Origin of the sequence: Nocardia vermiculata NBRC 100427, from assembly GCF_001613265.1 — a bacterium.
In the GTDB taxonomy this organism is placed as follows: Bacteria; Actinomycetota; Actinomycetes; order Mycobacteriales; family Mycobacteriaceae; genus Nocardia; species Nocardia vermiculata.
In genome coordinates this window covers 442,707-454,726 of record NZ_BDCA01000001.1, presented here as the reverse complement: position 1 = coordinate 454,726, position 12,020 = coordinate 442,707, and the positions used below count along the sequence as shown (strand labels likewise).

Below are 12,020 nucleotides of genomic sequence, written 5' to 3'. Positions count from 1 at the left end.
CACGTTTGGCGGGCACGGATCACTCCTCTATCGGTGGTGGAACCGGGCCGAAGTCACCGTCCAGCGGACCGGAAAGCTGTTCGGCCAGAGCGGGATCTGCGTGGATCGCTGCGGTGGCGCGCCATTCCCGGATCGTCTGCGCGAGAACGGACCACTCACCGAGTTCGGCCGAGGCCTGGAACGCGCGAGCGAAATCGCGGACGAACTGTGCTTGTTCATCGTTAGGAAGGACGTCTACCCAGGGAAACTCGTCCAGCAGAGAGCGTGCCGCGATGTCGGGCGGTAGGTGTACTAGCACGTTGCGTAGGGCGCGGGCCGCCGTCACCGAACCTTCCGACGCTGCCCCGGCCCTGTCTTCCCGTAGCAGCAGTAGAGGTGCGCCGTCCCGGCGGCGGACCCGTACGGCGCCGGCATCGGCGAGGTGCGCAACCTGCTTCGGGTCGCGCTGTAATTCACTCCACTGAACTTCGGTAACCACCTGTCTATTCTGAACTTTTTCAGAAGTCTTGCCAAGTGGTTATCGAAGGAAGTTGCCAGGTTCTCCGTTCGGCATTTCGGTGCAAAGAGGTGTAGCCTGCACTCGGGCACTGTGTGTCCATTCCGATGATCATGCGACGGCGCTGGTTATCCGATGCCGGAGCGGCATCGAGACGAATGAAATTTCCTGACGGTGTAGTTGCCGAGACGAGGAGGTGGGTAGCTGTGCGTAGCGAGCCCCCGAGTCGAACACCGCGCGGCACCGTCCTCCTGATCTGCCGGTAGAACGTTCGGTAGCGAGGTCGGTGCCCCGCGGTGTCATCCGTGATTCCGTACCCACTTCGCTGTATGCCGAGGTTCTGTTATGTCGACCGACCTGTACTTTGCTGCGCCCGTACGCCCTGGTGACCCGGATGACCGTCCGGTGGATCCGGCCGCGGTCGACAGCGTGGCTGCCGTGGACTCCACGGCGAGCGACGTTGTCACCGAGATCGAGACCGATGACACCGACGCTACGGAAAACGCTGTGACACAATCTTCTTCGGACCGGACCTCCCTGCGTGAACTCATCGACGACCGCGATGTCGGCGCCGTGCTGACCTGGCTGGACGAGCACGCCCCGCACCGCATCGCCGACGAGTTGGCTCGCATGAACGCCGTCGACGCTGGGCTCGCGTTCCGCCTGCTGGACAAGGACCGGGCGCTGGAGGTCTTCGAGGAGCTCGAGCCCGTCGACCAGCAGCAGATCCTGTCCGGCCTGCGGGATCAGAGCTTCCGCGAACTGGTCGAAGGGATGGACCCGGACGACCGCGCGCGGATGCTGCGCGAGGCCCCGGCCACCGTCGCCAAGAAGGTCCTCGCCGGGTTGAGCCCGCGGGAACGGCGGATGACTGCCGCCCTGCTCGGCTATCCGGAGGGTTCGGCCGGGCGCTTCATGACCCCCGAAGTCGTTGCACTGCACCGTGATCTGACCGCCGCGGAGGCCCTCGGTGTGGTCCGGGCCAAGGGTGCGCACGCAGAAACCGTGTACACCCTGCCGGTAGTGGACGACGGGCGCCGGCTCACGGGTGTGGTCGAGATGCGGGAGCTGGTCCTCAGCGATCCGAGCACCCCGCTCACCGAACTCACCGTCACCGAACCGGTTTTCGCCCGCGCCACCGATGCCGCGGAGAAGGCGGCCCGGCTGATGCGCGAAACCAACCTGATCAACCTGCCGGTCGTCGACAGTGAGGACCGCCTGGTCGGTCTGCTCACCATCGACGACGCGGTCGAGGTGATCGAGGCCGCCGACAGCGAGGACATGGCACGCCAGGCCGGTGCCAGCCCGTGGGCCGGGCACTACATGGCCGCCGGAGTGTTCCAGCTGGCCCGCTACCGTGCCATGTGGCTGCTGTTGCTGCTGGTCGCGGCCACCTTGACGGTGACAGTCACCGATGCATTCGAGGCAACCCTGGCGCAGGCCGCGCATCTGGCGTTGTTCATCCCACTGCTGATCGGCGCGGGCGGTAATGCCGGCGCGCAGGCGGCGACCTCCTGCGTGCGCGCCCTGGCCGTCGGCGAGGTGCGAGTATCGGACCTGTTCAAGGTGATCTGGCGCGAATGCCGGGTCGGCCTGGTGCTCGGCGCGATGCTCGCCGTGGTCGGCGTCGTCATCGGCACCGCATTCGTCGGCACCCAGATAGCGCTGGTCGTGGGAATCACGCTCGTGATCATCTGCGGCTGGGCCGCCACCATCGGGGGCACGATGCCACTGCTGGCCAAGAAGCTACGCATCGACCCCGCGGTTATCTCCGCACCCATGGTGACGACACTGGTCGATGCAACCGGGCTGATCATCTACTTCACGACCGCGAAGATCGTCCTGGGGATCTGAGACGCTCCGTCGGTCCGACCTTCATCGGAGATGGCCGCGCCGCATCGTCATTCGGAGCGCTCGCCGGCTCTCGGGAGCTGAGCCGTGTCGGCGGCGCTCGGACGGCCGGTGCGGTAGCGGCCCGGAGTGGTGCCGATGACGGCCGTGAACGCCGCGATGAAACTGCTGGGATTGGCCCAGCCGCAGGCATGCGCGGTGTAGGTGGTGTCGTGGCCGTCGGCGAGGAGTACGAGCGCGTGGTAGATGCGTAGCTGGGTACGCCACTCGTAGAACGACATGCTGAGTTCGGTGCGGAACAGTCGGCTGAGAGTGCGTGCACCGGCCCCGACCGTTGCCCCCAGTTCCGCCAGCGTGGCGTTGTCCGATGGTGTCTCGTGCAGGATCCGGGCAACGGCTCGCAAACGGTCGTCGCGTGGCTCCGGCAGCTGCAGTGGCTGTTCGTGGGCTTCGTGGAGTTCGTCGACCAGGACGCGGAGCAGGCGAGTGCGGGCGGTGCGGTTGTAGCCGGGCGTAGCGGCGTCGTAGTTGCGGGGGCCGGTCAGGGTGAGCAGCACCTCGCGGGCGAGTCCAGAAGCGGTGAACACGGCCGGATGGTCCGGTACCAGCCGGGCGAGCGAAGGTGGGAGAAACGCGATCCGCATATCGGTCTCGCCGTGGGCGCGGTGGTAGTGCGTGAAACCCGCAGGGGTCCAGGCAACCCGATTGGCGGGAACGATCGATGTGCCGTGCTCGGTATGCACCGCCAGAACACCGTCGGCTGCGTAGACCAGATGGCCGCGGGCGTGCGACTGCACTGCGCTCGCTTTGCCGGAAGGCCAGCGGTGGCGCCCACCCGACGGCCATAGATGTGAGGTCACGCCGGTATCCGGAGGAGGTTGGCGGGGAACAGGCATCAGTTGGCATTCTATCGGTAGCAAGCCACGAGGTGATCTGGCGACACTTTCTCCGTACGAAATGATCGTCGCGGCAGCAGGTCTCGGCGAAACAGCTCGAAACCGAAGGAAGTCACATGACTACATTCGTGCTCGTGCCCGGTGGCTGGAAGGGCGCTTGGACGTTCGAGGCGGTGATCCCGCTACTGGAACAGGCCGGTCACACCGTTCACTCCCTGACCCTCACCGGTCTTCGGCCGGAAGACGACGCAGCGACGGTGGCGACGGCTAACCTCGACACCCACGCCCAAGACGTCCTGCGGCACTTCGATCGCTCCGGCATCACCGACGTGACGCTGGTCGGCCACAGTTACGGCGGTATGGTGATCGCCGCAGCGGCCGACCGCGCCCACGGCCGGGTCGCCCGCCTGGTCCACCTCGATGCCTACGTCCCACGCGATGGCGAATCATGCTGGTCGGCAACGAACGAGCACTTCCGCGAGGTGTACGCAGCCGGCGCCGCGAGCACCGGCTATTCGGTCTCCCCGCCCGCCGGAGGTGACCCCCGCCGCCGTCCGCACCCGCTCGCCTCGATCACGCAGACGGTCCGGCTCACGGGAATCTTTGCCGAAGTCCCGCGCAAGGAGTTCGTCTACTGCACAGGATGGGCAGGCCAGACGCCTTTCGCCGGCCTTCGCACCCGGCTCCTGGCCGACCCGCAGTGGCAGGTTCACGATCTCCCGACCGGCCACGACGCCATGCACGAAGACCCGGAGGCTGTTGCCGAACTACTGCTCAACGAATGAATCGCCGGAGGCGGAACTCTGGACGGGTGCCGCCGGTTCGATCGTCTGCTTCATCGTCGGAGCGTTTGCGGAGGATGTCGAGTCCGCCTGTGGACCGGGAAGTCTCGGCGTCATCGACTTTCGTGTCGGACTGGCCCTGGTAGGGGAAGAGAGCCCACCCGACGACGCTCAGCGGTAGACCGATGACAACGGTCCATCCGAGCGTAAGCATCACGCGGAACACCCGTCTTCGGCCGCCGGGAGATCTCGGTCCGGTCGGTCCCACACGTGTAGCAACCGGAGCACCCGACGGCACGTCTCGGAGTCGGCGGAGGCGACTTGTTGCATGGTCTCTGTACGTGGAACACGTTGCGGCAGAGTGTGTGCAGAGAACTCAAGGTAGAAGCCGCCGCAGTCGTCGTCGCCGTAGTCGGCAGTTTCGAGTATGCCGCCCGGAAATATGTGAAGCCTTGTGCGTCGTCTTGGTGAACCTGCCTCGTTGGTGTTCATGGCAACCCCTGTGGTCGGTCTGCTTGGTAAGGCACCCCGGACCGGCGAGTAGGCAGCCGGCCCGGAGGCTTGGACCGAAGGTATTGGCAGGCCGGGGACGCTGGAACTGTGCTGAGGACATATTGGAAGACACTTCGAACGCCCTGGATGTCTTCTACTCTTGCGGGCATGGCTCAGCAGCGGCTGGAGACGGCAATGCTCAGGTCCGGGTTCAGCTCTTCAGATCTGGCGGACAAGGCGGGCGTCGACGTGAAAACCGTCAACCGATGGCGCGCCGGTCGGGTTCCGCACCGCGGAACGCGAGTGCGGGTAGCTGAACTCCTCGGTGAAACCGAAGAGACGTTGTGGCCGTCCGCACGCCCGGACAAGCAAGTAGGGGCACCCGCGACCGCTGAGGTGCTCAGTGCTTATGCCCACCGCGCGGAGATACCGAACGATCTGTGGATTTCGTTGGTGCATAAGGCGACTCAGCGGATCGACATCATGGGATACGCATACCCGTTCGTGCTCGAACTACTGCCTGAAGCATCCGAGGTGATGGCGGCCAAATGCCGTGCTGGATGCGAGGTACGGCTTGGTTTCGCCGACCCGGACTGTGAACATGTCAGGGAACGGGACACGCTGGAACAGATGGGCGGGACGCTGCCGGGCCGTATACGCAACGCGTTGTCCATGCTGGGACCGCTCACCGACACCCCACGATGTGCGATCGGCCTGCACACCACGCACCTGTACAACTCCATCTTCCGATTCGATGACGAGATGATCGTGACCCCCTATTTGTTCGGTGCCCGTGGATATCAGCACACTGCACTGCACCTGCGGAAGCTGTCTCCGCACGGGATATTCGAATCGTTCTCCGGCCAGTTCGAGCAGATTTGGGGAACTGCCACGCCGTATCCGGCAGGGGAGAACCGTGGGCTCACGGCGTGACTATTACAAAGAGCCGGGTGCCCCTGTACCCAACTCTCTGAAACCGGGAGCTTCCGCGCTCGTTGTCGATGATTCCGGTCGGGTGCTCATGCAACGGCGCGGTGACTCCGGCAACTGGTCGTTGCCTGGCGGGATCATGGAGGTTGGCGAGACTCTGTCCGAATGTGCTGTGCGAGAGACGAGAGAAGAAACCGGCCTCGAAATAGAAGTCACCGGGCTGCTCGGAATCTATACCGACCCGGACCATGTCATCGAGTACTCCGACGGTGAGGTGCGCCAAGAGTTCGCGGTGGTCTACTACGGTCGGGTTCTGGGCGGGACGATTCAGGTGTCGGACGAATCGACATCGGTGAGGTTCGTGACGATGGCGGAACTCGAATCCGTCCCGGTGCATCCGACTGTGCGACTCCGATTGCGGCACCATGCCGAGCGGCGGACCGAGCCCTACTTGGGGTGACAGTAAGGACGCCAGTGATCCGCTGGGATTCGTGCAGCACCGACTCGGTGGTGTTGTCGGTGCGCGTCTGGGGTGACGGTGTGCGCGCTGCGCCGACCCGCAACTGCCCGACTGGATCGGGACGGCAAACTTTTGGCACAAACGCGGCGGCGTCGTGGCAGTGCCAGTTCGCGCGAACTGCCTCGCCGGTCATGCGCGGACCGTCGCGATGTGGATCTTCCCACCCCGGAACGCATTTGCCCAGAGACATCGAAGACACAAGGTGTTGTGTTATTCGTTGTTGTCGGACCCAAGGGGTAGTGTCCAAGGTTGACAGATAACCGCATGATCCAGCGATGGTCAGAAGGGTGAGGTAGCGGGCGTGAAGCTGATCGATCGAGTGTCTGCGATCAACTGGAACAGGGTGCCCGACGAGAAGGATGCCGAGGTCTGGGACAGGCTCGTAGGCAACTTCTGGTTGCCGGAGAAGGTTCCGGTGTCGAACGATATTCCTTCGTGGGCGACGTTGACCGAGCACGAGAAGCGATTGACCATGCGAGTGTTCACCGGACTCACCCTGCTGGACACCATTCAGGGCACGGTCGGTGCGGTGAGCCTGATCCCGGATGCGCGTACTCCGCACGAGGAGGCCGTATACACCAATATCGCGTTCATGGAGTCGGTGCACGCCAAGAGTTACAGCTCCATCTTCTCCACGCTGTGCTCGACCCGCGAGATCGACGACGCGTTCCGCTGGTCGGAGGAGAATCCGAACCTGCAGCGCAAGGCCGAGATCGTCCTGGACTACTACCGGGGTGACGAGCCGCTCAAGCGCAAGGTGGCTTCCACGCTGCTGGAGAGCTTCCTGTTCTACTCCGGCTTCTACCTGCCGATGTACTGGTCCTCGCGCGCCAAGCTCACCAACACCGCCGACCTGATCCGCTTGATCATTCGCGACGAGGCCGTGCACGGGTACTACATCGGCTACAAGTTCCAGAAGGGCCTCGAGGATCTCACTGCGGCCGAGCAGGAGGAGATCAAGTCCTACACCTTCGAGCTGCTGTTCGAGCTGTACGAGAACGAGGTCGAATACACCCAGGACCTCTACGACGAGGTCGGCCTCACCGAGGACGTCAAGAAGTTCCTGCGCTACAACGCCAACAAGGCGCTGATGAACCTCGGCTACGAGGGCCTGTTCCCGAAGGACGAGACCGACGTCAACCCGGCCATCCTGTCGGCGCTGTCGCCCAACGCCGACGAGAACCACGACTTCTTCTCGGGGTCGGGGTCCAGCTATGTCATCGGCAAGGCGGTCAACACCGAGGACGAGGACTGGGAGTTCTGAGGCGCCGCACCAACCTGGCCACGATGTGCTGCCGGCCCTGACTGCGTCCCAGTCTTCGAACAGGCCGGCAGCATGGCCGGTCCGACCAGTCGGCGCGGTCCGTTCTCACACGAGCGATCTAGGAATTGCGTTCGAGCACGATGACCGGGATCTGTCTGTCGGCTGCCGCCTCGAACTCTGCGAATGTCGGCACGAGCGATACTTGTGCGGCCCAGATTCGTTCGCGCTCGGCCCCGGTGGCGAGCCGGGCCGTGACCGAGATTGTCTCCCTGCCCACCTCGACGGTGGCGCGCGGATTGGCGGTCAGGTTTCGATACCACGCAGGGTGGTGTGGGCTGCCGCCGTAGGTGGCGAAGACAGCGAAGTCCTCGCCAACTGGCTGATACATCATCGGGTTGGTTCGCTGGCGTCCGGTCTTGGCGCCCATGTGGTGTACCAGGAGAATCGGTACACCACACCGGGTGTCGAAGCCTGCAAGCGGGGGTGGGACGGGGCGGCCCGCGGCGATGTCGTCGTCGGTATTCCAGTGCACCTGACCGGCGTTCGCCCGGAATTCGGCGATGATTCGTTCGTTCCAATCGTTAATGTCTGCGACCATGGCACGCACGCTATGACCTTGACACCAGCGTCATGGTCAAGCCTGGTCGGCCATCGTCTCGTCGATGTGCTTGGCCAACCGTTCCCGTAGCCGCTGCAGCGCGGCGATCCGATTATCGAGTGTGGTCAGCCGGTCGGAGGCCACACTCAACTGCTCGTTGCAGAAAGGCGATTGCCGCAGCGGCACGTCCAGGCAGCCCTTCTTCAGGGCGGGGCGCACGTCGTCCAGGGTGAGTCCCGCATCCAGGAGTCTTTTGATGTTCGCGACCCGCACGGCGTCCTGCCGATCGTAGGTGCGGTAACCGTTGTCGGTACGCTGCGGAGCCAGCAGACCCTGTTGCTCGTAGTAGCGCAGGGACCGGGCACTGGCGCCGGTGAGATCGGCCAGTTCTCCGATACGCATCTCGATATCCTTCAACGTGGTGCGACGCTGGAACTCTGACCATAGCGTCGAGGTCTCGTGCCCGCGATCTTTGCCCACCACACGCCACCGCGTCTGTGGGGAAACCAGGGGGAGATGTAAACGAGGCCGACCGGGCGGTATTGTTCGAATATGTGTTCGAGTTCTGGTTGGGAGGTGGCAGGGGAGCGGGCAGCGCAGGAGGCGCGGCCGCTTCCGGCCGATATTCCGCGGACCGAGGGGACTGCACCCGAGCTGCAGTATCCCAATGAGCTGGGCTACTACTACCGCGTGCTGGTGCAACCGCCGAAGCCGGTGTGGGTGCGCCTGGATGCGATCCTGATCCGGGACCCGGGCGCGCCCAGGCATGTCAACGGGGCCGGGCTGGATATGACAGGGGAGCGGCCGGGGACGCTTACTCATTGGGTGCCGACCTTCGCCGGCGATTGGATGGGCCGGGTCAACTTCGCGGTGAGCTACGCCGACGGCCGCGCCCCACTGCATCTCACCGATCAACTGGTGCCCGCCTACGCACTGCGTCCGCGAGCGGCCGGAGACGACCCTCGTCGCACGCCACGGCGCCGGTGAGGTTCAGCTGCCCACCGAGCGCAGCACCGGTCGGAGAGTCAGGGTCGAATGTCCCCGTTCAGTCGGTGACGTACCCGTTCAGCGAATTGCGTAGATCGTCGAGGATCGCCCGCGCGGCCGTGACACCCGACCCGTTCCAGATGGTGTCGTCGACGGCGAAGTCGCGTTTATCGGAGACGGCGCCGAGTTTCTTCCAGTCGTCGCCGCGCATGACTGATTCGGCATGGCTCTTACCGTTCTCGCCGTTGAACATCAGGTAGATGATGTCGCCCTCGACCTTGTTGCGCTGCTGCTGCGACGACAGGTCGGTGACCGTGTAGGACGGGCCGCGTTGGGCCTCGGGCCGGTGGACTCCGGCGTCGGCGAGTACGTTCCCGGCGAAGGTGTCATTGCCCTGGACTTGAATGTCTTTGTCGGAGAAGCGGATCACCGAGGCTTGGGAGAAGTTCGCGGCGATCGCGACGCCGGTGTCGTGGGCGTCGGTGCGATAGTCGGCGAGTGCTTTGGTACCGGCGGTGCCGCGGCCCAGTGCCTCGGAGTAGGCGGCGAAATCGTCCTGCCAGCCCTGCCGTTCGACGAGGACGGTGGGGGCGATGTCGCGCAGGGTCGTGAGATCGCCGTCACCCACCGTGCCGAGGATCAGGTCCGGTTTCAGCTCCGAGATCTTCGCCGTATCGATCGACCCGGCGGTGCCGACACTCGGGATGTCGAGCACGCCGGTGCCCAGATAGCTCGGCTGCGGCGCCGGCCCGGCCAGCGTCGTCGCGCCGACCACCCGCTCCCAGAGCCCGACGGCGCACACCGAATCCAGTGCCGCGGTATCCAGTACGACGATCCGTTTCGGATCTGCCGGAACCTGCGTATCCGCCACGGTGTGGGTGCCCGATGCCTGGTCCGGCGCACTCGGCAGCGCGCATGCCCGGGTGGTGTCCCGCTCGACGCCTACGACACTCGCGCCCGCGACGCTGGTGGTGGTGCGGATGATGGCATTCTCGGCGTCGTCGCCCCCGGTGCTGCAGCCGGAGATCAGGGTGGTCGCGGCGACGAACGCCGCACCGCCGAGATACCACCGACGCACCCAGCTGCGCTTGCGGGTCAGGGGGATTCGGGCGGAGACGCGTTCGCTCACCGGCATGCAGCGTAGGGTACATGCGCCGACCGGGCGCGTTCGCTCGCCCCGGGGGGTGGGCAGGGAAACGCGGCGGACCCGGCGGGGAATTACGACACAGAGTAGGACCCCTTCGGTCGCTTGTGGCGCCACGGTTTACGATGCCTCTAGCGCAAGCCACCGTCGTTTCGTCATGCAGTCGTTCGGCATGCACAGGAACGCACGAGCGTGCGAAACGAGCAGAAGGCACACCTTCAGGAGGATCAGTGACTGCTGTAGAGCCCCAGCCAGTCCCCCAGCTGGAAGCGACACGGCCGTATCCGGCACGACTGGGCCCGAAGGGGTCGTTCATCTACAAGGCCGTCACCACGACCGACCCCAAGGTCCTCGGCGTGATGTACCTGGTGACCGCGATGTCGTTCTTCATGATCGGCGGCCTGATGGCCCTGCTGATGCGTGGCGAACTGGCTCGTCCGGGTCTGCAGTTCTTGTCGCCGGAACAGTTCAACCAGCTGTTCACCATGCACGGCACGATCATGCTGCTGTTCTATGCGACCGCCATCGTGTTCGGTTTCGCGAACATCGTGCTGCCGCTGCAGATCGGTGCACCCGACGTCGCCTTCCCGCGTCTGAACGCGTTCAGCTACTGGCTGTACCTGTTCGGCGCGACCATGGCGACCGCGGGCTTCATCACCCCCGGCGGTGCGGCGGACTTCGGTTGGACCGCCTACACCCCGCTGTCGGACATCGTGCACTCTCCGGGTGTCGGTGCCGACCTGTGGATCATGGGTCTGGCCGTCTCCGGCCTGGGCACCATCCTCGGTGGTGTCAACATGCTGACCACCGTCGTCTGCCTGCGTTGCCCGGGTATGACCCTGTTCCGGATGCCGATCTTCACCTGGAACATCGCCGTCACCAGCGTGCTGATCCTGCTGGCGTTCCCGCTGCTGACCGCCGCGCTGATGGGCCTGGCCTACGACCGCCACCTGGGTGGCCACATCTACGACCCGGCGACCGGTGGTTCACTGCTCTACCAGCACTTGTTCTGGTACTTCGGCCACCCCGAGGTGTACATCATCGCGCTGCCGTTCTTCGGCATCGTGTCCGAGATCTTCCCGGTCTTCAGCCGTAAGCCGATCTTCGGTTACACCACGCTGGTCTACGCGACCCTCGGTATCGCGGCGCTGTCGATCGCGGTGTGGGCGCACCACATGTACGCCACCGGCGCGGTGCTGCTGCCGTACTTCTCGTTCATGACGTTCTTGATCGCGGTGCCTACCGGCGTGAAGTTCTTCAACTGGATCGGCACCATGTGGAAGGGGCAATTGACCTTCGAATCACCGATGTTGTGGTCCGTCGGCTTCCTGGTCACCTTCCTGTTCGGTGGTCTGTCGGGTGTCATCCTGGCCAGCCCGCCGCTGGACTTCCACGTGTCCGACACCTACTTCGTGGTCGCGCACTTCCACTACGTGCTGTTCGGCACCATCGTGTTCGCCACCTTCGCCGGTATCTACTTCTGGTTCCCGAAGATGACCGGCCGCATGATGGACGAGCGCCTGGCGAAGTGGCACTTCTGGGCGACGCTGATCGGCTTCCACACCACCTTCCTGGTGCAGCACTGGCTGGGTGCCGAAGGTATGCCGCGTCGCTACGCCGACTACCTGCCGACCGACGGCTTCACGGCACTGAACACCGTGTCCACGATCGGTGCCTTCATCCTCGGTGCCTCGACGCTGCCGTTCATCTGGAACGTCTTCAAGAGCTACCGGTACGGCGAGGTCGTGACCGTGGACGATCCGTGGGGTTACGGCAACTCCCTCGAATGGGCCACCACCTGCCCGCCGCCGCGGCACAACTTCTACGAGCTGCCGCGGATCCGGTCCGAGCGTCCGGCGTTCGAGCTGCACTACCCGCACATGGTGGAGCGGATGCGGGCCGAGGCCCACGTCGGCTGGGGCACCAAGCCCCACACCCCCGAGCTCGAGAAGGTGTCGAGCTAGCACTCGGCGCACACAGAGCACGATCCCGGCGCGGCGGCCGTCCAGTGAGACGGCCGCCGCGTTCGGCGTTCGTGGGCCGTGATCGACTCCGGAAAG

12 protein-coding genes are annotated in these 12,020 nt (G+C 64.7%); 7 read left to right on the top strand and 5 right to left on the bottom strand.

The window, feature by feature from the left end:
* Window positions 1-19: 19 nt before the first annotated feature.
* A complete protein-coding gene (locus tag NV2_RS02135) occupies window positions 20-478 on the bottom strand; it encodes a DUF6247 family protein (RefSeq protein WP_067868306.1) in 459 nt (152 codons plus the stop codon).
* Between the two features lie 363 nt (window positions 479-841).
* Between NV2_RS02135 and mgtE the strand changes: the two genes are divergently transcribed.
* The gene (gene mgtE, locus NV2_RS02130; protein ID WP_245662396.1) at window positions 842-2,350 is read left to right on the top strand and encodes a magnesium transporter; all 1,509 of its coding nucleotides are present in this window, start codon (window positions 842-844) and stop codon (window positions 2,348-2,350) included.
* A 47-nt stretch (window positions 2,351-2,397) separates the two neighbouring features.
* Here mgtE and NV2_RS02125 read toward each other — a convergent pair whose 3' ends face one another.
* Window positions 2,398-3,243 (bottom strand): AraC family transcriptional regulator, encoded by an 846-nt coding sequence (locus tag NV2_RS02125; protein ID WP_084473770.1) that lies wholly within the window; start codon window positions 3,241-3,243, stop codon window positions 2,398-2,400.
* 116 nt (window positions 3,244-3,359) lie between these two features.
* Between NV2_RS02125 and NV2_RS02120 the strand changes: the two genes are divergently transcribed.
* From NV2_RS02120 to nrdF, 4 genes are all read left to right on the top strand, one after another.
* Window positions 3,360-4,028: an alpha/beta fold hydrolase gene (locus NV2_RS02120; RefSeq protein WP_067868301.1), complete on the top strand. Its 669-nt coding sequence runs from the start codon at window positions 3,360-3,362 to the stop codon at window positions 4,026-4,028.
* A 657-nt stretch (window positions 4,029-4,685) separates the two neighbouring features.
* Window positions 4,686-5,450, top strand: coding sequence for a helix-turn-helix domain-containing protein (locus NV2_RS02110; RefSeq protein WP_210749022.1), 765 nt, complete (start codon window positions 4,686-4,688; stop codon window positions 5,448-5,450).
* Entirely contained in the window at window positions 5,434-5,907 is a 474-nt protein-coding gene (locus NV2_RS02105) for an NUDIX domain-containing protein (RefSeq protein WP_067868294.1), read from the top strand. Before NV2_RS02110 ends, NV2_RS02105 begins: the two co-directional genes overlap by 17 nt.
* A gap of 361 nt (window positions 5,908-6,268) precedes the next feature.
* Complete coding sequence (nrdF, locus tag NV2_RS02100; protein ID WP_067868292.1) at window positions 6,269-7,231, top strand: class 1b ribonucleoside-diphosphate reductase subunit beta; 963 nt, start codon at window positions 6,269-6,271, stop codon at window positions 7,229-7,231.
* Window positions 7,232-7,349: 118 nt separating this feature from the next.
* On the opposite strand, the gene NV2_RS02095 is transcribed toward nrdF, so the two are convergent.
* Together NV2_RS02095 and NV2_RS02090 are read right to left on the bottom strand one after the other, a co-directional pair.
* On the bottom strand, window positions 7,350-7,829 hold the full coding sequence (locus tag NV2_RS02095) for a nitroreductase family deazaflavin-dependent oxidoreductase (protein ID WP_067868289.1): 480 nt from the start codon (window positions 7,827-7,829) through the stop codon (window positions 7,350-7,352).
* Between the two features lie 36 nt (window positions 7,830-7,865).
* Window positions 7,866-8,231, bottom strand: coding sequence for a MerR family transcriptional regulator (locus tag NV2_RS02090; RefSeq protein WP_067869187.1), 366 nt, complete (start codon window positions 8,229-8,231; stop codon window positions 7,866-7,868).
* 150 nt (window positions 8,232-8,381) lie between these two features.
* On the opposite strand from NV2_RS02090, the gene NV2_RS02085 reads away from it, so the two are divergent.
* Window positions 8,382-8,816, top strand: coding sequence for a hypothetical protein (locus NV2_RS02085; RefSeq protein WP_245662394.1), 435 nt, complete (start codon window positions 8,382-8,384; stop codon window positions 8,814-8,816).
* Between the two features lie 58 nt (window positions 8,817-8,874).
* On the opposite strand, the gene NV2_RS02080 is transcribed toward NV2_RS02085, so the two are convergent.
* A complete protein-coding gene (locus NV2_RS02080; protein ID WP_067868286.1) occupies window positions 8,875-9,951 on the bottom strand; it encodes an ABC transporter substrate-binding protein in 1,077 nt (358 codons plus the stop codon).
* A gap of 239 nt (window positions 9,952-10,190) precedes the next feature.
* On the opposite strand from NV2_RS02080, the gene ctaD reads away from it, so the two are divergent.
* Entirely contained in the window at window positions 10,191-11,924 is a 1,734-nt protein-coding gene (ctaD, locus tag NV2_RS02075; RefSeq protein ID WP_067868283.1) for an aa3-type cytochrome oxidase subunit I, read from the top strand.
* The last annotated feature ends 96 nt before the right edge of the window (window positions 11,925-12,020 follow it).